This window comes from Paenibacillus sp. CCS19 (assembly GCF_033239625.1).
GTDB lineage: Bacteria > Bacillota > Bacilli > Paenibacillales > Paenibacillaceae > Paenibacillus_T.
Window position 1 is genome coordinate 82,387 of the sequence record NZ_BTCK01000008.1, and the last position, 23,549, is coordinate 105,935.

Annotated in this window: 21 protein-coding genes; 4 read left to right on the forward strand and 17 right to left on the reverse strand. The window is 51.3% G+C overall.

Annotation, left to right across the window (positions count from 1 at the left end; translation table 11 throughout):
* The first annotated feature begins 110 nt into the window (after window positions 1-110).
* A complete protein-coding gene (locus SBI19_RS08480) occupies window positions 111-899 on the forward strand; it encodes an AraC family transcriptional regulator (RefSeq protein ID WP_317966993.1) in 789 nt (262 codons plus the stop codon).
* A gap of 79 nt (window positions 900-978) precedes the next feature.
* Here the strand turns inward: SBI19_RS08480 and SBI19_RS08485 are convergent, their stop codons facing one another.
* From SBI19_RS08485 to SBI19_RS08530, 10 genes are all read right to left on the reverse strand, one after another.
* Complete coding sequence (locus SBI19_RS08485) at window positions 979-1,869, reverse strand: YhcN/YlaJ family sporulation lipoprotein (protein WP_317966995.1); 891 nt, start codon at window positions 1,867-1,869, stop codon at window positions 979-981.
* A gap of 44 nt (window positions 1,870-1,913) precedes the next feature.
* Window positions 1,914-2,726: a polysaccharide deacetylase family protein gene (locus tag SBI19_RS08490; protein ID WP_317966997.1), complete on the reverse strand. Its 813-nt coding sequence runs from the start codon at window positions 2,724-2,726 to the stop codon at window positions 1,914-1,916.
* Between the two features lie 134 nt (window positions 2,727-2,860).
* The gene (locus SBI19_RS08495; RefSeq protein ID WP_317966999.1) at window positions 2,861-3,217 is read right to left on the reverse strand and encodes a YmaF family protein; all 357 of its coding nucleotides are present in this window, start codon (window positions 3,215-3,217) and stop codon (window positions 2,861-2,863) included.
* 95 nt (window positions 3,218-3,312) lie between these two features.
* On the reverse strand, window positions 3,313-4,248 hold the full coding sequence (locus SBI19_RS08500; RefSeq protein ID WP_317967001.1) for a transglutaminase family protein: 936 nt from the start codon (window positions 4,246-4,248) through the stop codon (window positions 3,313-3,315).
* Window positions 4,245-5,228 (reverse strand): alpha-E domain-containing protein, encoded by a 984-nt coding sequence (locus SBI19_RS08505; protein WP_317967003.1) that lies wholly within the window; start codon window positions 5,226-5,228, stop codon window positions 4,245-4,247. The genes SBI19_RS08500 and SBI19_RS08505 overlap by 4 nt, the downstream gene beginning before the upstream one ends.
* 124 nt (window positions 5,229-5,352) lie before the next feature.
* The gene (locus SBI19_RS08510; RefSeq protein WP_317967005.1) at window positions 5,353-6,810 is read right to left on the reverse strand and encodes a circularly permuted type 2 ATP-grasp protein; all 1,458 of its coding nucleotides are present in this window, start codon (window positions 6,808-6,810) and stop codon (window positions 5,353-5,355) included.
* 441 nt (window positions 6,811-7,251) lie between these two features.
* On the reverse strand, window positions 7,252-8,595 hold the full coding sequence (locus tag SBI19_RS08515; protein WP_317967007.1) for an MATE family efflux transporter: 1,344 nt from the start codon (window positions 8,593-8,595) through the stop codon (window positions 7,252-7,254).
* A gap of 194 nt (window positions 8,596-8,789) precedes the next feature.
* Window positions 8,790-9,608 (reverse strand): class I SAM-dependent methyltransferase, encoded by an 819-nt coding sequence (locus tag SBI19_RS08520; RefSeq protein WP_317967009.1) that lies wholly within the window; start codon window positions 9,606-9,608, stop codon window positions 8,790-8,792.
* Window positions 9,609-9,871: 263 nt separating this feature from the next.
* Window positions 9,872-12,199, reverse strand: a complete 2,328-nt coding sequence (locus SBI19_RS08525; RefSeq protein ID WP_317967011.1) for a glycoside hydrolase family 31 protein — start codon at window positions 12,197-12,199, stop codon at window positions 9,872-9,874.
* A gap of 67 nt (window positions 12,200-12,266) precedes the next feature.
* The gene (locus SBI19_RS08530; RefSeq protein WP_317967012.1) at window positions 12,267-12,992 is read right to left on the reverse strand and encodes a hypothetical protein; all 726 of its coding nucleotides are present in this window, start codon (window positions 12,990-12,992) and stop codon (window positions 12,267-12,269) included.
* A gap of 142 nt (window positions 12,993-13,134) precedes the next feature.
* Between SBI19_RS08530 and SBI19_RS08535 the strand changes: the two genes are divergently transcribed.
* On the forward strand, window positions 13,135-13,680 hold the full coding sequence (locus SBI19_RS08535; RefSeq protein WP_317967013.1) for a GNAT family N-acetyltransferase: 546 nt from the start codon (window positions 13,135-13,137) through the stop codon (window positions 13,678-13,680).
* 91 nt (window positions 13,681-13,771) lie between these two features.
* Here SBI19_RS08535 and SBI19_RS08540 read toward each other — a convergent pair whose 3' ends face one another.
* Entirely contained in the window at window positions 13,772-15,667 is a 1,896-nt protein-coding gene (locus tag SBI19_RS08540) for a PrkA family serine protein kinase (RefSeq protein ID WP_317967015.1), read from the reverse strand.
* Between the two features lie 265 nt (window positions 15,668-15,932).
* Here SBI19_RS08540 and SBI19_RS08545 point away from each other — a divergent pair, with 265 nt between their 5' ends.
* Complete coding sequence (locus SBI19_RS08545; protein ID WP_317967104.1) at window positions 15,933-16,787, forward strand: DUF2161 domain-containing phosphodiesterase; 855 nt, start codon at window positions 15,933-15,935, stop codon at window positions 16,785-16,787.
* A 167-nt stretch (window positions 16,788-16,954) separates the two neighbouring features.
* Window positions 16,955-17,125, forward strand: a complete 171-nt coding sequence (locus SBI19_RS08550) for a hypothetical protein (protein ID WP_317967017.1) — start codon at window positions 16,955-16,957, stop codon at window positions 17,123-17,125.
* Here SBI19_RS08550 and SBI19_RS08555 read toward each other — a convergent pair.
* From SBI19_RS08555 to SBI19_RS08580, 6 genes are all read right to left on the reverse strand, one after another.
* Window positions 17,103-18,353 carry an aminotransferase-like domain-containing protein gene (locus SBI19_RS08555; RefSeq protein WP_317967019.1) on the reverse strand — a complete coding sequence of 417 codons (1,251 nt, stop codon included), beginning with the start codon at window positions 18,351-18,353 and terminating at the stop codon, window positions 17,103-17,105. The two genes, SBI19_RS08550 and SBI19_RS08555, sit on opposite strands and share 23 nt — an antisense overlap.
* Window positions 18,354-18,473: 120 nt before the next feature.
* Window positions 18,474-19,046, reverse strand: coding sequence for a hypothetical protein (locus SBI19_RS08560; protein ID WP_317967021.1), 573 nt, complete (start codon window positions 19,044-19,046; stop codon window positions 18,474-18,476).
* A 17-nt stretch (window positions 19,047-19,063) separates the two neighbouring features.
* Window positions 19,064-19,639 (reverse strand): matrixin family metalloprotease, encoded by a 576-nt coding sequence (locus SBI19_RS08565; RefSeq protein ID WP_317967023.1) that lies wholly within the window; start codon window positions 19,637-19,639, stop codon window positions 19,064-19,066.
* A gap of 407 nt (window positions 19,640-20,046) precedes the next feature.
* Window positions 20,047-21,381, reverse strand: coding sequence for an ABC transporter substrate-binding protein (locus SBI19_RS08570; RefSeq protein WP_317967025.1), 1,335 nt, complete (start codon window positions 21,379-21,381; stop codon window positions 20,047-20,049).
* Window positions 21,382-21,569: 188 nt separating this feature from the next.
* Entirely contained in the window at window positions 21,570-22,409 is an 840-nt protein-coding gene (locus SBI19_RS08575; protein ID WP_317967027.1) for a carbohydrate ABC transporter permease, read from the reverse strand.
* 1 nt (window position 22,410) lies between these two features.
* A complete protein-coding gene (locus SBI19_RS08580; protein WP_317967029.1) occupies window positions 22,411-23,292 on the reverse strand; it encodes a carbohydrate ABC transporter permease in 882 nt (293 codons plus the stop codon).
* Window positions 23,293-23,549: the final 257 nt, after the last annotated feature.

Here is a 23,549-nt window from a genome sequence, read left to right on the forward strand (position 1 = left end):
ATTTATTATAATAGGAGCCAGTCAGCCGCTTGAAGAAACAATATGCTTGAATACATCAACAATCTGACTGAAGTTATCCATACGAGCAGCAGGAGAGGGGTCGCGGAACAATGAAGGAGATCCATGTCCAACTAAGTGAATATTCGAAGCATCAATACCCATTCCACCATTTATTTGAACAAGGCTTAGATACATATATCGTTCGTCTCCAGATCGAAGGCATCTGCCAAGCATTGGTAGAAGGCGAAATTCGCGATATTAAACCGGGCGACCTGCTGCTATTCCAGCCAGGCGATATCTACGATCTGCGCATCGGCTATGGTCAGAAGACATTCATGCAATCCGGCGATTATTATGTAATGAGCAACGGCCCAGGCATGAAAGAATGGTGGGAGATGAAGCTTCGGCCCACGCTTACGAAGATCGCCGACGATACTCGGCTGCAGACCGTATGGAGACAAATTATCCTTGAGAAAAGAAGGCTGGACGGCGGCAATCCTGCCGTCGTAACCGCTCTTGTCTGGTCGCTCCTCCTGCTGATCGACCGTTCGATCGAGGAAGCGCCGGAAGATCAATCGCCTGCGGCCTATCATGCGCTTCGCATGCGCCAGTACATAGAAGAACATGCTGCCGGTGAACTTACGCTTGCGGATGTCGCGCATTATACGGGACTGAGCGTGTCGCGTGCCGTTTATTTGTTCAAGCAGCATTTTGGCACATCGATCATTAGCTATACCCAGCAATTGCGGCTTGCCCATGCAGTCAAGCTGATGGATCACAGCATGCTCTCGCTCGAACAGATCGCTTCCGAGACGGGACTCGGCAGCTATGCCTACTTCCACCGATTGTTCCGAGAGCGTTACGGTATATCGCCGGGAGCTTATCGGAAGAACAAGTGATCGGCCGCTCGGTACAATAAAGAAGGACGAACCGCGCTCATCCGTGCAGCGGCTCGTCCCCTTATTGGTGATGAAGCTGTTAGCGCAGCGGCGCCGTTACAACATCGCCAATATCGTCGATAATGGCTCGAATATCGTTGCCCAGCGAACGGACCGGATGTCTCAAGTAGTCCGTTCCGTCCGTGCCATATAAGTTATAACTGCCGTTTGCTCCCAGCGACTGATAACGATTGTTCATTCGATTGTTCAATCCAAGGGCATCATCGGTGCCATTGTGGTTACGATTGAACGTGCCATCGCCTAATCCGAATGAACGCGTGTTGTCATATCGGCCATTCGGACCCAATCGATCCGTACGATTCAGACCGTAAGCGCGATTGTTATTGAAGTCCCCGTTCCATCCATAGGTGCCATCGATTCCTGACGTTCCGTATGAGCGGATGGAAGTACCGTCGTTCAACCCATTATGAATGCCTGTTCCAAGGCCCGTTAAACGCGATTGCAGCGAACGGATGCGGCTATGAATGTTCTTATCGCCCGTAATATGAACCTTCAGGCCTTTGGCATCTGCACGCACGCTATTGTGCACTTTCTGCGCGACACTGTTCGCATTCATGCCGTTCTTCACGTCAATCCCGATAATGGCATCGTTACCGTATACGACAGCTGTCGCTTCGCTAACGCCTCTTACCGCAGCAGCTTTCTTCGACAGTTTCTCTGCCAGCGCTCGGTTGTACGCCTTGGCATTCGAATTCGTATTGGTATTCGTATTGTTCCTGTTGAATTGATCCATGCCGGTAACATTGTTCAATCGATACCGGTTCGTCTCCTCGTGATAGTTCCGTACCGACTGCGACTGGTACCGGTTCGTGGTCACACCATTGTTACGGTCATGATTAGACGTACCGCAAGCCGTCGTCGTCACTATCATCAAAGAAAGAAGCAGCACTGCGCCTGTCGTTTTGCGCACGCTCAATCACCTCCGCACCATAGGATGCGAGGATTACACGGCCGTTACTCAGGTAATAGGTTACTGTGCTGGTTACTTTGCTTCGGCAGGCTGGCATCCTTCATCAACTCCGAAACCGTCACGAATTGAAATCCCCTTCGAGCAAGCTCGGGCAATATCGTCTCCAGCGCTTGAATGGTTTGCGACTTCCCCTCGATATGATCATGGAATAACACAATGTCACCGTTATGCGCATTCCGCAGCACCTTATTCGTAATTTGCGCTACCCCAGGCCGTACCCAGTCCTTCGTATCTTGATGCCACGACCATATGATCGGCTTCAATCCCATCGAATTGGCGGTAACGACCAGCTTTTCATTGAACATACCGCCAGGCGGCCGAAATAATACAGAATGCTGTCCAGTCGCTCTAAGAATCGATTCCTCTGTCTTCTTCAGCTCTGCCTCGATCTGCTGGGAAGAGCTGTTCTGAAAGTACGTATGGTTGTACGTATGGTTTGCGATTTCATGTCCTTCGGACACTATACGCTGCGCGGTGTCCGGGAACGCGTCCACTCTTTTGCCAACGACGAAGAAGGTGCTTCGCGCCTCATACTGCTTAAGCAGATCAAGAATCGCATTCGTCTGCCCCGGATCGGGGCCATCATCGAATGTCAACGCGATTAACGGACGCTCGGTCTTGACCTCCCACACCACGTCGCCGCGCTTCTCATAATAGTACCGATCCTTCTTAACTGGCGCTGCAACCGAATGAGTCTGAGCCACTGTGGATTGGATGGGGGCGGAATACGGAATATAAGACTGCGGAACAAGCAGAGCGATGCATGCCGCAGTGGCAGCCCAAGTATGTAATGGCATGGCAGTCTCCCTTTTTTTTCTTTCATGTTGCCCGACCACGGCGAAGTTTATGCGGACTGTTTCAGCATCCCCCGTGAACAAAATAAAAAACGCCATCAACGCCGGTTTATCGGCAATGATGGCGCTGCAGTTAGTTACACCAACGGTTTATCGATCAGCGTTGCGAACTTGAACTGATGTACGTGTCCGTCGTTGAACGTCGTCATTCCTTGCACAAAATGCACATGCTTACCGTTGCCAACCGGAATGGCCGGGCCTGTGCGAATTTTACGCACCTTGTGAAGATGGTTGAAGAAATCGGTATTCGTCAGCTTGATTTCATGCACATGGCTGTCGCCGACTGGAATGACCTGCCCCGTTACGCCTGCGAAACGGTGGTTATGGCGGTCATTGCCCTCCTCTGCCAATTTCGTGCTTGCGACAAACTCATGCACATGCGTCTGTCCCCGTCTGACGCGTCCCGCATTTCTGCCTTTTCTAAGTTTGCTCATTAGGCGGATGCCTCCCATGGTTCATAAGGATAGAGCATCATATTAAATGAGAGGCATGCCTGCGAAGGCTTTCTCCTACATCCGCTTCATAATAGTTATTCCTCTAGCTTCCTGACGTCTACCGTCACCTGAAGACGCTGCGCCCCGGTTCCCTGATAAATGCCTTTCACAGGAACAATATCCTTATAGTCACGGCCGTGACCGAGCTTCACATACCGTTCGCCGATCGGCGACTCGTTCGTCGGATCGAAGCCGCACCAGCCAAGCTTCGGCACATAAGCTTCTACCCACGCATGCGAAGCCTGCTCGAAGTCAGCGCTGCCGCCTTGAAGATCGCCAACGAAGTGGTAGCCGCTCACGTATCTTGCAGGAACGCCGCGCGCGCGACATACAGCCAGCATCAGATGAGCAAAATCCTGACATACCCCGCGCCGCTTCGTAATCATCTCGGAAGCTTTCGTCCTAACGTTCGTTGCACTCGGGTCATAAATGAAGCTCGTGCGAATGTATTTGCTAAGCGCCGACAACCATTCATAAACGCCAACCGTTGGCGTTATATCTACTGTCACATTGCCTTCGGCCGCAATCGCGGTTTCGCGAACAGCGCCGACAACCGGCACCTGTTCCATGAAGGCAATAATGTCAGGCGTAACTTCCGTATAGGCGGTCGGAAGCAGAAATTCAATGAATCGGTCGATCGATTCATCCGAGGTCAACCTTGCCCAAGCTTCAGCGGGCTTTAACTGCTGCTTATGCGCGCTTTCCTCTTTATTGAAAGATTCCGTCGTCACAACGGTCAGATTCGTCCGAATGGTCAGCCTCGTATGAGGGGCATTGACGGAGAATGCATGCACACGGTTCCCGAAGCAGTCTTCATAAGTGAACAAGGAAGCGTTCGGTTCTATATAGATGGAGTGATTGTAGCAGGCTTGCCGTTCATTCGTGCTCGGAGTCAGCCTGATTTCATTGACGCTGTCGGTGATCGGCTCGGCATAGTTGTACTGCGTCATGTGCGAGATTTGCAGCTTCATGCGCTGACTTCCCCCATTCGAAAGAACGTCTTGGCGAACGCTACGCCAAGCGATTCGCATGCACCGAGCAAATGAGCCGTAATATGTCCATCACGATCCAATACGAGATCGTCTCTCTCCAAGCAGCCGATGTCGGCAATGACTTTGCCCACTTGTCTGAGGATACGGTCATGCGCGGTGCGGAGCTGTTTATCCTGCAGATCAAGCGCTCGAATATGCTCGGCAAGCTCTTGCAGGGCGAAATGAACGGAGCGCGGAAACGTCGGGTTCAACACGACGAACTCCACGATCGCCTCTACTGCGACACTGTCGAGATAATAACGGCGGAACGACTGGTACCCGCTCACCGATTTCAATACCGCATTCAAATAAGGATATGCGTTCGCGCTGTTCCAGCCTTCGCCTTCTGCCGCATGCTCGACCGCCTGCATAATGCGCAGCGTATTCTCCGCACGCTCTAAGTAACGGCCGCACTCGATGAAATGCCATTCATTCTCCCGAGGCATAACGGATTGGCTGTACCCTTGGAATAAGGCAGTCCAATCCTTCGTCTGGCCGAAAAACTGATGAGGGGATTCGCGGGTCAGATCTTTCGGCTGCTTCTCCCGAAGCCATAAGTAGAAGCCGTTGATCGTATCCCACAGCTCGCTAGGCACCTTCTCTCGCAGCGTTCGCAAATTGTTCCGAGCATGATTAACGCAGGAGACGAGTGAATTCGGGTTATCGCGATCGAGCGTCACATACATGAGCACTTCCTGCTCATCGTAGGAGTCATACTGCTGCTCGAATGCATGCCTGCTGCCAAGCGCATCAACGATGCGCGCCCATTTGCACATCGTCTCCACCGGTTCGTCATCTGTGCTTACATTAAGCTCTTCCTGCTGCAGATGATAGTGCACATCAATGAGCCTCGCATGGTTCTCTGCACGTTCCATATAACGGCCGATCCAGAACAGCGCTTCGGCATTACGGTTCAACACGTCAATCCCTCCATTCTCAAATGTTGCGTAAATACGCATGCAGCTCAGCTGCTTGCGGATGTAGCAACATCACATCGGAAGTGTTACTAATGTTGCGTTAATGGCAACATCACATCGGAAGCTGCTAACGACTGAGCACCCACGTATCCTTCACGCCGCCGCCCTGCGAAGAGTTGACGATGAGCGATCCTTCATTCATGGCAACTCGCGTGAGGCCGCCCGGAATCACATGGGAATCCGTCCCTTTCAATACGAAAGCGCGCAAGTCGATATGCCGCGGCACCATCGCGCCATCCAGCATAATCGGCGCACGCGACAACTGCATCGTTGTCTGAGCGACGTATTTCTCCGGCGTCTTGCGGATCGCATCCGCGAATACGGCAATTTCTTTCGGAGACGCGGCCGGTCCTATTAGCATGCCATAACCGCCGGACAGTGACGTTTCCTTCACGACAAGCTCATCCAGATGGGCAAGCGCGAATTCCCTGTCCTCTTTGCGTGTCAGAATGTAAGTGGGTACGTTGTGCAAAATCGGCTCTTCGCCGAGGTAATAACGGATCATGTCCGGCACATAAGCGTAAACTGCTTTGTCATCGGCAACGCCTGTTCCTGGCGCATTCGCAATCGCGACATTGCCTGCCCGATAAGCGTTCATAAGTCCCGGTACGCCCAATAAGGAGCTTGGATTGAATGCAAGCGGATCGAGGAAATCATCATCGATGCGGCGATAGATGACGTCCACCTGACGCAGTCCGTTCAAGCTGCGGATGTATATCTTATGATCCATGTAGACAAGATCGCGTCCCTCAACGAGGTGAAGGCCCATTTGCTGTGCTAGAAATGTATGCTCGAAGTAGGCGGAATTATAAGGGCCTGGGCTAAGAAGTGCGATGACAGGATCTTTTTTGCCCGTTGGACTAAGCGATTTGAGCGCGCTAAGGAACACGTTCAAGCTTCGTTCAACGTCCTGCACCGAGGAAGACAGGTACAAATCGTGGAATAGCTCACTCATCATCGTACGCCCCTTATATAGATAAGAGAATCCCGATGGTGAACGTAAATTATCTTCCAGCACATAATATCGGCCTCTCTCGTCGCGAATGAGATCAATGCCGGATGCCGTTATATAGATGCCGCCGGGAACATCAACCCCAACCATTTCCGGCCGAAAATACGTATTGGACACGATCATCCGGCGCGGAATGACGCCATCTTTTACAATATGCTGATCATGGTAAATATCATGCAAGAATGCATTCAACGCTTGCACCCGCTGACGGAGACCGCGTTCGATCGCTTCCCATTCATGCTTCGGAATGACGCGCGGAATAAAGTCGAATGGGATCGTCCGCTCCAGCGGTTCCGTCTGGTTCGGTTCGTACAGCGTGAAGGTAATGCCCTCTTCCAGCATTCTCTGATTCAGCGCTTGCTGCCGAGCGGCAAGCTCTGCTGGCTTCATTCGGGAGAACAGCCGATATACAGAATCATAGTGCGGACGAACGGTAAAGTCCGTGTCGAACATTTCGTCGTAGAACGATTGTGAATCATAATACGGTGTCTGCGACTGTCTGGCCGTCGACATGTCAACCGCCTCCTCCTAGGTGCTGCAGCAACCTTTCTCAATCGTGCCATTCGCTGTTATGCTAGTATATGTCACGAATTGTTACACAATAGCCGCAAATTGGGAATGAATTTAGTTTGATCCTACAACATCCTTGCCTTTTGTGTCAACTTATATAACATAATATAGAAGGTTCATGGTACAAGGAAGACAGGACCCAACGAATTGGATCCTGTCTTCTCGTTATCCGGGCTCCGAACTGCGCCTTCCACCATCTGCTAATGATTCGCCCAATTACCTTCATTTTCCTGCTTAGAAGTTCGTCCGAGCTTGCATCGTTTTGGTTAAAGTACGCCTTACTGGAGTATATGTGAGCCCATATGGAAATATGCTTGCCTGCCAGGCAATTTTTTTGTCAAAAGTTGACGGAACCATTCGATCGGTGACGAATCGTCACTTCGCCTAGTGGCTGACGGCCTCTTTCAGACGGATCGACGCCCAATCGGTCCGATAGAAGCGGATCAAGACGGAGATGCCGAATACGGTCAAGTAGAGGTACAGCGCAAGCCATGCCCCCATGCTGCCCCAGTCGAATACGAACAAGAACAGGTACGCAAGCGGTACGAACAGTGTCCACGAGCAAATAACCGAGACGCGCAGAAGGAACGTTGTCTCACCTAGCCCGCGCATGCATCCCGCGTAAACGTTAAGCAGTCCATCGAAAATTTGCAGATAAGCTGACACGCTAATCAAGTGCGCCGCAAGTTTATACACTTCCGGATCGTTAGTATATGCGTGAGCTATTGGTACCGCGAATATGAGTTCAAGCGTACCAAGCGCAATAAGGAACAAGGTGCCGAGAATCGCGACGTCCGTCCCTGCTCTTCGTCCAAGCTTCGTTTCGCCTTGTCCAACATAACGGCCAACGAGTATCGTTGCAGTCGAACCGAAAGCAAAGGCTGGCATGAAGCCGAATGACATAATGCTTAGCGCCACTTCATTGGCTGCCAGCGCCTGATCGCCAAGCCTTGCAACGAACGCAGTGAACAAGTACATCGCGAGACTAAGCGAGAATTCCTGCACGCCCAGCTTGCCGCTCTCTGCAGCGATCAGCTTCATCTCGCGCCAATCGATGCGTGCAGGAACACGAGTACGATACTTGCGATGCAGAGGGAATAAGAAAACGTATGCACAGACCAGCGCTTGAATGCCCTCCCCAAGCAGCATCGCAATGCCCGCTCCCTTAAGCCCAAGCTCAGGCAGCCCCCAATGACCATACGTCAGCGTGTATGTACCGACTAACATAATCACATTCGCAATAATCGATACGACCATGGACAACCTAGTCGCCCCAATGCCTCTTAGAAAGCCGTGGAAAGCGAAGTTGAAAATACCGAATGCCATTGCATAGAAGCGAAGCTCCGTATAGAGCGTACCCGCTTCAACCAACTCATCGGAGCCGCCGGTTAATCGGAGCAGATCGTCCGCGAACAGCCAACCGACAGCGGCGAGGAACACGGCGAATAAGGCACATAAATAGAAAGCGAAATAAGTGCGTTCAATCCCTTTGCGCATATTGCCTGCGCCGTCATTTTGCGCGACGAGGTAGTTGACCGTGTGGCCGATGCCGGAGAAGATGGCGAAAGCGTTGTACATAATGATATTCACGACACCAACAATTGCGATAAACAAAAAGCCCAGCTTGCCGACGATGATAAGGTTGAGCGTACCCGTCACCGTTTGTCCTGCGAACGCAACCAGCGATGGGATCGCCAACGCAAGAATCATTTTCCAGCTTCGTAACATGTTAGTCTCCTCTAGTGCTGAAGTTGCCCTAATTGTGCAGGAGGGAGCACAGACATGTCAACTGTATTAACGTGGGTAAATCGTAAATCGGAGAGGAGTGTGCGCTTCTGCTATTACATTCAAGCACTCCCTATATCGGCCTGCCTGCGTATAGCAAAATAGCGACCCTCAGAGGGCCGCTATTCCACATCAAGCTACTTCCGAGTTGCAGTCACCCGCAGCCTACGGTAATCCACATGCCATTCTCCATCATGGAGCAAGGCTGGACGAAGACGCTCCTCCGTCCAGCGGACGACGGCATCGGCTTCCTCCGCCGGCAGTTCGGACAGGATGCCATCTGCGAACGTAGCCAGCCATCCGCGAAGCCCGTTCTCGCCGTTCGCCTGCTTCGTCGGTCGATCGAACAACACGGCTGTGTTCACTTCGAAGCCAGCTTGCTGCAGCACCATGCCATACTCCCCGATCGTCGGAAAATACCACGGCGACCGGAACGGCTGACTCGCGCCTACCGCTGTGAAAGCTTCGCGAAGCCCGTCCACTACCGCCTGAATGTTCCCGTGACCTCCGAATTCAACGACCAACCTTCCACCAGGCTTGAGCGAAGCCGCCATGCTGGCAGCAACCCCCGCCGCATCCTTCATCCAATGCAGCGCCGCGTTGCTGAACACAGCGTCTGCGGGAGCTTCCGCAACATAACGTTGTCCGTCGGCTACCTCGAATTTAATGCCAGGATATTTGGCACGCGCGCTGTCGATCATCGAAGCCGAAAAGTCGATCCCCGCTACATGTGCGCCTTTCTCGGCGATCGCCGCCGCGAGGTCACCTGAACCACAGCCCCAATCAATTACCGTCTCACCTGGCTTAACTTGAAGCAGATCGATCAACGGTGCGCCGAACGCGGACACGAATGCCATCTCCCGATCATAAACTTCAGGTTTCCACGTCTGCCGCTGCCCTGACATCTTCTCTCCATTCGCACTTGGCTGATTCACGCTTACTCGTTCGTTAACCATCTCTCGCACGCTCCTATCCGTTACTGTTCATTCCCTTATAATGGTTATATCACGATCGATTTCATAACTGAAATATATAATGTCTATTTACTTAATAGGAACAGACTATAAACAGACTCATACCTACATACCTAGTTCAACTGAAAGAAGCATCGAACATGAACAGCTTGCTGTACATGTCCGATGCTCCTTATATCGGAGTTCGAGATGGGCTCACAAGATTAGTTGTGCGGGACCCATCGTGATTAACAATCGAGTTGCAACTACCTTCTCGTCCACTCGATTCGTGCCGGCCATTGCTCGAACTTCAGGATCATGCTCGTGCCTGCCGCATTCGCTTCGACCGCAATCGATTCTAACCGCTCGATTTCTTGATTGTCCGCCGACAAAGCGCGTACTTGATTCAACTGACTGCGCAGGCCGTGGATCGTTACGCGAACCGAATGATTTGCTTCCTCCATACCTGCATGTATGACGCTTGTCGAGAACGAAACGGATTGGCCCGTCTCCTGCAGAATCAACTCGCGATGGATGTACTGGCCATTGCGGTGTTGATCCGTCAAGCCATCATCCTCATAATGAAGCTTCACATTGGTATCGGCACCATTAGTTACATAGAGCTCCACGTGGCGGATTGATGCTGCCGCCGGATCTGCTGTGTGCTGAGCATTCTCTCCCTGCTGAACAATAATGGCTCCTCCACGAATATAGATCGGCATCGTCTCAAGCGGCGCCTTCGCAAGCACATGCTGCCCGCCGCTTAGACGTTCACCTGTCCAATAGTCGTACCATTGTCCTTCCGGCAGGTAGACCGAGCGGCAAGCCACACCAGGCTTCAAGACTGGCGCGACGAGAATATCCGTGCCTAGCAAATATTGATCATTCATGTTAGCAACCGATGGATCCTCGGGATATTCGAGCACTAGCGGACGGACAATCGGCACGCCCGACTCATTCGCTTCCTTGAACAAGCTGTAGATCGTTGGCATGAATCGATAACGCAGACTAATATATGCACGGCAGATCTGCTCGACCGCAGCGCCGAATGCCCATGGCTCCTGCCGAATCGAGCCCAATTCGCTATGATTGCGGAAGTAAGGAAGCAGCGCGCCAGCCTGCATCCAACGCGCTAACAATTCGCCGCCGCCGTGCGAGGCGAATCCGCCGACATCGGCTCCTGTGAATGCGACGCCCGACAGCCCAAGATTCAGAATCATCGGAATCGACTGCGCCAGATGCTCCCAATAGCTGCGGTTATCGCCTGTCCATACGGCAGCGTACTTTTGAATACCGGCATAACCTGCACGGGTCAATACGAATGGCCGCTCCCCTTCCAGAAGCCGCTCCAATCCGAGGAATGTCGCCTTCGACATCCATAGACCATACAGATTGTGCAGCTCGCCATGCGTCCTTGGCCGACCATCGTTGTTATGCATCACTTCAGCATCCATCGTCTTCGATTCCGAATCGAAGACAGACGGCTCGTTCATATCGTTCCAGATGCCGCTGACGCCCATCTCTGTATAGAAGGCATGAAGATCGCCCCACCACTGTGCCGCAGCCGGATCCGAGAAGTCCGGGAACACGCTCTCCCCTGGCCATACTTTGCCCGAGAACAACTCGCCTTCGATGAAGCGGCAGAAGTAATCGTCCGCAAGCCCTTCCCGGTAGACAGGATCGGATGCTGTCTTCTTCACGCCTGGATCGACGATCGGAACGATACGAATACCCAACTCCTTCAGCTGGGCGATCATCGCCTTCGGATCTGGGAAGCGGATCGGATCGAACGTAAAGACGCGATAGCTCTCCATATAATGAATATCAAGGTAGATGGCATCGCAAGGAATGCCTTTCTCACGGAACGTACGCGCGAGCGTCAACACTTCCTCCTGGTCCATATAGCTGTACCGGGATTGATGATAACCAAGCGACCACTTAGGCGGCATCGGCGTCCTCCCCGTTAACAGCGTGTAGCGGCTAACGATTGATTTGATATCAGGACCCGCAATGACGTAATAACGCAGAGCGCCCGTTGCACAACCGAGGCTGAACGATTCGGCAAACGATCGCATATCGACGTATGTACGTCCTGGATTATCGAGGAAAATCCCATACGCCCCGTCTTCATCCGCATGGATGATGAACGGAATCGATTGATACAGCGCATCGATATCCTGCACATGGGGAGAATAGACGTCCGTATTCCACATTTCGTAGCGTTCGCCGGTCTTATTCAGGAATCCAGCCTTCTCCCCAAGCCCATAGAAACGAGAAGACTCCGATTTAGCCCAATAAGCACTCGCCTTCCACTTCGCATTCCATGAAAGGCCCGATTGACGCGCGAATGCACCTTTCTCCGTACCAAAAGCAATCGCCGATGACTGCAGATCGATCTCGACGACTTGCTTACTGCCTCTTAGCGTCAGCTTCTGTCCCTCTATCACATACTTCGCTTCTTGCGGAATCGGCAGCTCGACCTCATTCGTCCCCGCCGTTGCAAACGAGTCACCTGTTCCTAACAGCGTAACTTGAATGAAATCATCGCCGTACAGCGCAATGTCCAGCACGCCTTGTTGATAATGAAGATTCATGCCATGATGACGATGTTCGTTATTACGTTAGATCCGTCGTATATTACGCATCTATAATAATCGATTATTAAGATTCCGCATCCTCATGAAACACAACGACTTTTTCCCCTTGCTTAACGAATGCATCGTTGATCCACTCGAACGTGGATTCGAACGTTTCCCCTCGTCTGTTATCGTAATAACGATTGAGGAACGAGCTTGGTGGCTTCTTTGCATAGCGGGTTGAATAATAGCCGTCTTTGTCAGACGTGAAGATCGGCCCTCCGATTCGCGAGATGCCTTCCGGCTGAATCGTATAGAGGTTAAAAATATTTCCGTTGCTTGATGCATACTGACCGACCGTAAATTCCATATAGCCATCCCCATTGTAATCATCGAACGGAATTTCGAACGGCAGTTGGTCTTTGCGGAATGTCATGCTTTCATCGAAATCCATCCCTAAGTCACGCGATTGCAGCACATCTCCCGCATCATCCGTCAGCACGGCAGCGAACTGCCCGACATAACAATCCCCTTCGATCGGGCCTGGATCTGGGTAATTCACAAGCTTCCCGTCGCTCAGCTTAATGAGAAGCTTCTCCATCTTCCCATCGTTATCCCAATCGACTGCCGCTTCTGATATTGTGACGTCGGTCAGATGGCCGCTGTCTTCAGATACAGTCTCCGCATTCTGCGAACTTGCCAATGTTGATGGCGTTGCCCCTTCGTAATCGTCTGCAGCCTGACATGCCGCAAGAGACACCGTCAATAAGACAGCGCAGACGGCGCTGCCCGTAATCCGACTTAGATGCATCGTACACTCTCCGATCATTCATCGATTCTACTGCCTATATGGACGCTGTAGAAGCATGGAAAGTTACGAATGATCCGCTGCTGCAACCGCCATTTTCTATGGTACAATAGCTTGTCCAATAAACCTTCTTTGGAGGTGTAGAATGATTTATTTTGAGACAGAGAGACTGCAATTGCGCGACTGGGAAGAAGCGGACTTAGAGCCATTTCGACGACTGAATGCAGATGAGAGGGTTATGAAGCATTTTCCCAAAACCTTATCAACCGAAGAAACGAATATGCTCTATGCAACAATCGTATCCGAATTTGAAGAACGCGGCTTCGGGTTATACGCCGTAGAGGTCAAAGAAAATAAAGCGTTTATCGGCTTTATTGGCTTTCACCGGGCAACTTTCGAGGCTGAGTTTACACCGTGCATAGAAATTGGATGGAGATTGAAGCAAGAGGCTTGGGGAAAAGGTTATGCAACGGAAGGCGCGGAAGCTTGCTTGCAATATGGCTTTAACACATTGGGATTGGATGACGTGTACAGTTTTACAGCTGAGGTGAACATCCCTTCGAAGAACGTGATGCAGAAAATCGGCATGAGCTTTATTAAAACGTTCGATCATCCGAAGGTTGAGCGAAGCAGTCCTTTAAATAAACATGTGCTATTTCATATAAGTCGTAGTTCTTATAGGGATCAATAGGTCATCCTTATTCGAGAAAGAAAAGCCATCCGAAACCCATCTCAACGATGGAATTCGAATGGCTTCTTTCATAACACTCTCGTGCTAATGCTTAACGATTCAGCAGACTTCCCACGTAACGCAGCAGTTCATTCGCGCACACCGGGCAGTAGTGGTGGTCGTCGATCAGGCGCTTCGTGACTTCGTTGATCCGCTTGAGCTGCGTTTCGTCCGGCGTCTTCGTAGACGTCGTGATCTTCACGATGTCCTTCAGATCGGCGAACAGCTTCTTCTCAACCGCTTCGCGCAGACGCTCGTGGCTCGAGTAATCGAACTTCTTGCCTTTGCGCGAGTACGAGGAGATGCGGATGAGAATCTCTTCGCGGAACGCTTTCTTCGCATTCTCCGAGACGCCGATTTGCTCCTCGATGGAGCGCATCAGTCTTTCGTCCGGATCAAGTTCTTCGCCCGTAAGCGGATCCTTGATTTTGGTCCAGTTGCAGTACGCTTCGATGTTGTCGAGATAGTTCTCGAACAACGTGCGAGCGGACTCTTCGAACGAGTAGACGAACGCTTTCTGAATTTCTTTCTTCGCCAGCGTGTCGTACTCTTTGCGGGCGATAGAGATGAAGTTCAGATACTTCTCGCGCTCATCCTTCGTAATCGACGGATGCTGATCGAGGCCTTCCTTCATTGCGCGCAGCACGTCGAGTGCGTTAATGCACTGCAGATCTTGACGGATCAAGGCGCTTGAGATCCGGTTGATGACATAGCGAGGGTCGATGCCGGACATGCCTTCCTCGATGAACTCGCTCTGCATCTCCTTCAGATCGGCTTCTTTGAAGCCTTCGACCTCTTCGCCGTCATACATGCGCATTTTCTTCACGATATCGATGCCCTGCTTCTTCGTCTCTTTCAGACGGGTAAGTATCGAGAAAATCGCCGCGGCACGCAAAGCATGCGGCGCAATATGAATGTGCTTCATGTCGCTCTGTGCAATGAGCTTCGTATAGATCTTCTCTTCGTCCGTCACGCGCAGGTTGTACGGAATCGGCATGACGATCATCCGAGATTGAAGCGCTTCATTCTTTTTATTGGCGATGAATGCTTTATACTCGGATTCGTTCGTATGAGCGATGATGAGTTCATCTGCCGAGATCAAGGCAAAGCGACCGGCTTTGAAATTGCCTTCCTGCGTCAGCGAGAGCAGGTTCCACAGAAACTTCTCATCGCACTTCAGCATCTCTTGGAACTCCATCAGGCCGCGGTTTGCTTTGTTCAGCTCACCGTCGAACCGATAAGCACGCGGATCGGATTCCGAACCGAATTCGGTAATCGTCGAGAAGTCGATGCTGCCCGTCAAGTCCGCAATATCTTGCGATTTCGGATCCGAAGGGCTGAACGTGCCGATGCCGATGCGATTTTCCTCCGAGACGATGACCCTCTCGACCTGAACGTTCTCGATGTCGTTGTTGAATTCCGTCCGCAGCCTCATCTGGCACGATGGGCACAGATTCCCTTCAATGCGTACACCAAGCTCACGCTCTACTTCTTGGCGAAGCTCATTCGGGATAAGATGCAGCGGATCCTCATGCATCGGGCACCCTTTGATTGCGTAGACAGCGCCGCGCTGTTCGCGCGAGTACTGCTCTAAGCCGCGTTTGAGCATCGTAACAATCGTTGATTTGCCGCCGCTGACCGGTCCCATCAGCAGCAGGATTCTTTTGCGAACATCCAATCGTCTTGCCGCCGAATGAAAATACTCCTCAACCAGCTTCTCGATCGCACGATCGAGGCCGAATATTTCCTGCTCGAAGAAGCGGTATCGCTTATTCCCGCCTACTTCCTCGACGCCATACGATTCAATCATATCGTACACTCTGGCGTGCGCGGTCATGGCCGGTGTCGGATCATTTCTCAACAGATCTACATACTCTTTGAACGTCCCCGTCCAGGCAAGCTTATCACTCTCTGCTCGATACTCTGATAACCGTTTGAATATATCCATGCCTTGCCTCCTCCCATCGCTCGCGATCTGCCCTATCCCTGATTCCGCCTTGGGATTTCTCTGTACCGCCCGCCGTCTAGTTGTTGATTTTGAAGTATTACATTCCTATGCGTAGCCGAGCAGGAAATTGACCAATTTTTTAGACGACTATTCGCTAACGCTCGACACGCTGCACCTGTTCTCCTATAATGAAACTCAATTGATACGAATGGGTGTTCCTGCTTGGGACACGATCGGCTGTACGGGGAACGGGGGAGACGACGGGATGGCTGTAAAGGAAGAAGCGGAATTATATGAGCCGGTGAAGCGGTATTTCGAGGCGCAAGGTTACGAAGTGAAAGGCGAAGTGCTCCATTGCGATCTCGTTGCCATTAAGCCCGGAGCATTGGCTGACGACGCACTTGCCATTGAAGAGGAAGTTATTATTGTAGAAATGAAACGAACCTTCAATCTCGCTTTGCTGCTGCAAGGCGTGGAACGGCTGCGCATGAACCCGCTGGTCACGCTCGTCGTGGAGCGCAATCGGAAGAAGAGCGGCGCCGTCAACCAACGTTTCGGCGATATTACGGAGCTGTGCCGGATGCTCGGGTTAGGATTGATGACCGTTTCACTGTTCAAAACAAAACCAGCGCTCGTAGAGATGTTGTGCGAACCAGGCGACCCGCCTCGCGCTCGCTACCGAGCGAAGAGGCATGATCGGCTGCTTCGCGAGTTCCGCGAGCGCTCAGGCGATTACAACGTCGGCGGCAGCACGAGGCGCAAGCTGATGACCGCCTACCGCGAGAAGTGCCTCCGCATGGCTGACGCGCTGCGCCAAGGCCCAGCCTCGCCCGCGACGTTGGCAAGGTTGACAAGCAATAGCAAGGCGGGAGATATGCTGCGGACGAATTATTACGGCTGGTTCGAGCGGGCGGAACGAGGCATTTACCGGCTTACCGCTCAAGGGACTGCTGCACTGACAGAGCATGCGGAAGTGATTGCAGGATGGCTGGTGCAGGAGAATGCGGTGTCTGTTGCCGGGACAGGGTCAAGTGCTGAAGCAAGTGCAAGTGAAACTGCGAGTGATTATGCCAGTAAGCCGAAGAAGAAGAGCAGGAAGAAGAAGCCGGAGAAGATTTGATTGGACTGGATTGGTTACTGGCAGTGAAGATTATGTTTGAGCTTTAGCCCACTGCGCTAACGGTTGCCCCAGCGCTTATTCCGATCCAACTGCCCTGTTCAGACGCTTACGGTTGCAACCGCTAGGTTCTGCCAACTATGAGAGTCGCGGTCCGTTGCTGACGGTGAATGGCGGCAGCAACGGACCACTCCGAGTGCAGCATCATGCTGCCGATTCTGCCGATCGCTGTTGTCCCTCGATTGATCTGGCGATCTCTGGCATCGCTCCAGAACAATACGACACCAACGCCGGAAAATGGGCATCATCTCGCCACTTTCAATCACGCCATCGCCCTGTGAAATCACCTATCGCCTCTGCAATGATGTCTATTCCCTGATTAATCTGACCAACGCTGCATCCCGTAAAGCACAGCCGCAAAGTATTACGCTTCGGCTCCCCTGCATAATATCGACTGCCCGGCGCGAAGTCTACGCCCATCATCAGCGTTATTCGCCGCAGCGCCTCTGCATCCAAACCGTCCGGCAGGGTCAGCCAGATGAACCTGCCACCTTCCGGCTCCGACCACGTTAGCTTCGCACCTGCTGCCTGATGGACCTGCAGTTGACGCTGCAACATATACATTCGCTCACGATACGTGTCAGCAAGCCGCTGCACATGCGCATCAAGATCGAAATCAAGGAGCAGCTCAGCGAGCACCAACTGATCGATTACGGGCGCGCTTGGCGTATGAGCCTCATCCTCTTTACCCAAGCGATCATCTGCCGCAAGCTTCCCGACTAATTCCTCATCTACAGCTATCCAGCCTACTCGCAGCGAAGGAGCGATCATGCTCTCGAAAGAAGAAGCATACAGCACGCCCCCGGCCTCTCCGGCCAGCGCATACAAGGTCGGTACATCCGGCGAATGCGCATGAAGCTTCAGTTCGCCGCACGAATCGTCCTCCACAACACGCACGCCATGTTCTCGACATAACACAAGTACTTCCCGCCGTCGCTTCAAGCTCCAGACGTGGCCTGTCGGGTCACCGTACGTCGGCGCGGCATACAGCAGCTTCGGCTTCACAGCATCTCCTGCTAGCAGCCGTCTCAATGCTTCCATCCTTATTCCCTGCTCATCACTCTCTACCGCGATCGCCTGCAGCCCTAATCGAGCCAACACAGAGAGCCCGAGCGATCCACTTGGACACTCGACCATCACCGGATCACCGGGCTTCGTTAACATTCGCACAACTAGCTCCAGCGAGTGCTCTAGTCCGTTGGTCAGTACAATTCGCTCCGCTTGTACTGACGCCATCCCCCGCTTCCGCATCCGCGCAGCTATCGTTTCCTGCAGCGACGCAAGCCGCAGATCATCCTCCTCACGCGAGCCAGCCATTCCATCCGCGAGCACATCGCTTACACCGCCGTCACCATACCGCGCTTTCACGCTCGCCTCAGCATCGCGAATCGCTTCCAGCGGCACTAGCTCCACTGCCATCCCATCCTCTGCGAACGATATCCTTTCCACACGTTCCGTCCGATCCTGACCCTCAGACGCACTATCTCCCATAGAGAACCGAGCCGCCACACGCATCGCCCTCCTTTTTCCTCCATCATAACAAAATACGTCCCGAGGCCGCAGCGTATGCGAAGCCTGGGACGTCTCTTGTACTAGCTTATTTCTTCATCCTATCACATTGCAGGTATTCTACTCGTCACGATATTGGTTCAACGCGTCCTCGGACAATACAGCATTATCTTTATCGACAGGCTCAGACTGATTGATTTTGCCTTGATCAACGCCTAGCGGCATATAACCGCCATCGGCGTGTTTTTTCAGAAACAGCAAATACTTCTCGCCGGCGTTCACAGGCTTATAATGATCCTTAATGATTTGATTCCGACTTTTCTTCGAATCTTCGAATATTGAATAGGGCTCGTACAACGTAATTTTCTGTCCCTTCTCGATTTTCTCGTTCGACTTATACACTTTGGTTACTTCAACCTCGGTCTCTGTCCAAAACCACAGCGGTACGCCATTCTCATCCATCTGTTGATTGACGTTACGGGATGACGCAGTTGCTTTTACCCTAACAATTAAGTCAGCATCCGCCGCAAGCTCTCCCGAATTGCCATACACCTTGTGATCGGATTCAACATGGTACACATTTGCAAACGCTTTAGACGAAGTAGATTTGGTCTGATAATAAACGACTGCTATTATACAAAGGATGAGAGCCAGCAGAAGCAACAAATAGGTTCGAATAGACTTACTTATCATAATTGCACCCCCATTAGTCAATTTGGATATTTTGCTTTAAGTCCATCTTTATCATCCGTTTGCATCGTGTAATATCCATTATCCCCTTGCTTCATAATCGCTTTATTTACGGTTTCATGATCCATCCCCGCTGCATGTCCAAATTCATGTATCATGACTTTCATTCTTAAATCTGAAGATGCCGGCTGATATACTGGAGCGTTAATTCTTATTCTAGAATAATTCCATGAGCAAGACCAACAGCCGCCTGCATCCGTTTTGTTTTTATAATTCAATGTATCTGCCCATGACGTATCATGCGTATCGCCAGCAAATACTTTTATATCAGCACTGTCAGCAACCGTAGTGCTCGTAATTCCATACTTTAGCGATATACCATTCCATGCACTTGCACCCGAACTGACGCTGGTATCGTAGTTATATCCTGTTACAGATGAATCTACGTAATACTCTACATTGGTTGAAGGCTTGGCTGTGCTGCTCCAATAACCACTATATAGAACATACGCATATGATGGTTTGGGATAGAATGTTAAAACTAAGACTAATACTAGAATTATTACAGTAATCCGATTATGACGAACCATTTTCATCCCCCTACCCTTTTAGTTGCATCATTCAATTTGCAATCAATCTGTGTATCAATCTCCAGCAAATATAAACATACGATCTAACATTCACTGCTTCCTAAAAAGATTGGATTCAGATTAATATTAATCCAAAAGGATAAAAAAGGATCTATATCCATTTATAGATTATAGTTGTCGGCCTTAATACTATCAATAAAAATAAATTAGACATATAAATATATCGATTTCGTTGATCAATTCATGCTATTGCTGCAAAGCGACTGTACAAGCACCTGTTGCATAATCCTAGATCGCTCCTTGCATCCGAATTACCCCTCCATCTCACACACTCCTTTCCCGTTAACGTAACAAAAAAACGTCCCGTCACCGCATCATATGCGGCAACGGAACGTCCCCATCAGAAACCTTATTTATTTCTTCGCCAGATTGCTCCAGCTCTTATCGACTGCTTCGAAGAACGCCGCTTTGTCCAGCTTCTTCGCAATGTACGCCTGCATCGCGGAGCCAAGCTCCTGCGTCACGCCTTCTGGGTAGCGGAACCAGTTCCAGCTCTTCGTTTTGCCTTCTTTGCTGTAGGCAATGACGTCATTGGCAATGTCGCCGAGAATGGCTGGGTCTTTCACTTCAACCGACTTGAACGCAGGGATGAACTTGAATTCTTCAACCGTATACTTTTTGCCGATATCCGATGTCGCGAGCCAGTTCAGGAATTCCTTCGCTTCCGCTTTCACCTTCGAGTTGTTATTGATAACCCAGTTGTTCGGAACGCCTACATACAGGTTATCGTTCTTCGCTGCATCATCGTTGATCGGCATTGGCATGAGACCCAGGTTCAGGTTCGGATTGATGCCGTCGATTTGCACTTGCGTCCAGTTGCCTTGCTGCATGATCGCCGCTTTGCCGGAAGCGAACAGCGTCACTTGCGTGTTGTAGTCCGTCGTCAGCGGGTTCGGGTTGCTGTATTCAAGCGTCAGATCAAGCAGGTTCGTCCATTGATCGAATACTTGGTTGCCTGCAACTTTGCCCGTGCCTGCATTCAATGCATCTACGAAGCCCTTCGGATCATCTTGGTTCGCAACCCCGACGTTGAAGTTGTGAATGCCAAGAATCCACCATTCTTGATAGCCGTTAGCAAAAGGCGTAATGCCCGCATCTTTCAGCTTCTTAGCTGCATCAGCCAGTTCCGTGATCGTCTTCGGAACCGTCGTGATACCCGCCTGCTTGAACAGATCTTTGTTATAGACGAAGCCATAGCCCTCGAGATTCATCGGCATGCCGTAGATTTTGCCATCCTTCGTCATTGGTTCTTTCGCAACATCCACTGCGTCGGATACCCAAGGTTGATCGGACAGGTCTTCCAGATGGCTCAGCCACGTTTCCATTTCATTAAAGCCGCCGTTGTTGAAAATATCCGGCTCTTCGCCGGAAGCGAACTTCGCTTTAAGCGCCGCACCATAGTCTGCACCGCCGCCGACCGTCTCGATCTCGAGCTTGACGTTCGGGTGAGACTTCTCATATTCATCCTTCAAACGATTAAGCGCTTCCGCGATCTCGACCTTGAATTGGAACATATGAATCGTAACAGGTTCACCGGTTGCTTCTTTGTTCTCTTGGTTCTCTGTTTGATTCGTTGCTGCGCCGTTGCTTGCATCTGTGCTCGAATCCGTCTTCTTGGATGAATCGCCACATGCAGCCAAAGCACCAGCCAGTACGCAGGACATCAGGATAAGCATTGATTTTCTCATAGAAAGAGCCTCCCTTTTTTCTTAAATCCAAGACGTATAAGTGTTCACCTTATTCAAGAGCTTGGATTTCTACGGAATGAAGTGCGCGAGTTATGTTTGTTCGAACATCCTCAGTATAGCGAACCGGTTTCTTCGGTCACACCGACCACATTGAACAAAAAGGTGGAATTTGTTGATATTTGATCCGACTATCCCTTAACCGATCCTGCCGTAATTCCCTCGATGATGTGCTTCTGCAGGAAAAGGAAGAAGAGAACGATCGGCAGTACGCCCATTACAAGTCCAGCCAGCGCAAGATCCCATTGTTTCGTATATTGCCCAAAGAACGAGAACGTCGACAGCGGAATCGTCCGCAGCCCTGCACGGCTGAGCATCAGCTGAGGAAGCAGGAAGTCATTCCAGATCCATAAGCTGTTGAGGATCACAATTGTCATCGTCATCGGCTTCAGCAGCGGGAACACGATACGCCAGAACACACCGTATGGCGAGCAGCCGTCTACAACAGCTGCCTCTTCAATCTCCAGCGGGATCGATTTCACGAAGCCGTGGTAGAGGAAGATCGTCATGGACGAACCGAAGCCGATATAGCATACCCAGATGCCTGGAATGCTGTTCACGAGGTGGAACCAGCTGCCGACTTTCATCAGCGGAATCATGATCGACTGGAACGGAATAACCATCGCCGCAACGAATACTGCGAACAAAATGCGGTTGTACAAGCTTGGCTTGCGAACCATCCGGTAAGCGGCCATGGAGCCGAACAATGTCAACCCAAGAATACTGCTAACCGTAATAACGAATGAATTGCGGAACGCTCGAGGGAAGTTCATCACATCGAACGCCTTCGAATAGTTATCCCAGTTCAGCGCCTTCGGCAGCGCAGCCGCATCCAGCAATATATCGGCGTATGGCTTGACCGAGTTGACAAGCAGGAAATAGAACGGAACCAAGAATACGAGCGCGAGCAGCACAGCCGCTCCCTCTAACGTCCAAGTACGTGCACGCAGTGCGCGATTAACGGTCTTCATCTTAAGCCTGCACCTCCCGCTTCTTCGTCAGCTGCACTTGAACGGTCGTTATTGCAGCGACAATAAGGAAGAAGATGAGCGCCTTCGCCGTGCCGAGTCCATAACGGTTGTTCTGGAATGCCTCTGCATAGATGTTAAGCGCCACCGACTCCGTGGAGTTGAACGGTCCGCCCTTCGTGAGCGACAGAATAACGTCGAACGCCTTGAACGACCAGGAGAGCGATAAGAACAAACCGATCGTAACGGCTGGCATGACCAGCGGAAGCGTAATGTGACGCAGTCTCGTCAACGCGTTCGCTCCATCGATGGACGCCGCTTCGTTCAGCTCCTTCGGCACGTTGATCATCGCCGCAATGTAGATGACCATCAGATAACCGGCGCCGCTCCACATGCTCACGATGACGATCGCCCAGAAGGAGGTCGATTCATCTCCGAGCCACGGCAGATTGAACAGATGCCAGTTCGTTGCGCTGCCGATTGCCGCGAAGCCTTTGATAAAGATAAACTGCCAGATGAACCCGAGCAGAAGTCCCCCGATTACGTTCGGCAGGAAAAATACGGTTCGAAGCGCCCCGCGCATCCGAAGCGGCTGCGTCAGCAGCAGCGCCAGCAGGAAAGCAAGCACGTTCGTCAATACAACAGCCGCCGCCGTCAGCTTGGCCGTAAACAGGAAGGAATGCCGGAAGCCCTCATCCTGCACCGCCGCCTTGAAGTTATCGAAGCCGACGAAGGAAGCGGTATCGGCTACGCCATTCCAATCCGTGAAGGCATAATACATGCCCAGGAAGAACGGAAGCAGCACTATAAGTGCAAAAGCCGCAGTCGCAGGGCCTGTGAACACAAGCTGCTGCAGCCAACTGGATAACCACCATTTTCTCGTCATTAGGTTGAGTCCCCCTATCGCTTACTTAGTAAGCTTAGTATAGGGAATGTGCAACAACGTGCACACCGACGACAATGACTTCAAAGGTGGAACATATTGATATCTGAATGGACAAACTCTATAATAGTCCCTGTTCAAAAGGTACGGTTTTCAGCACCGAGAAGGTTGGAGCGGACTTTTTGAGCTTCCTCTATAATAGCCAATATTCCTACTCATGTCCTAATCGGTCTACATCATTACGTATACGAAGGGGTCAG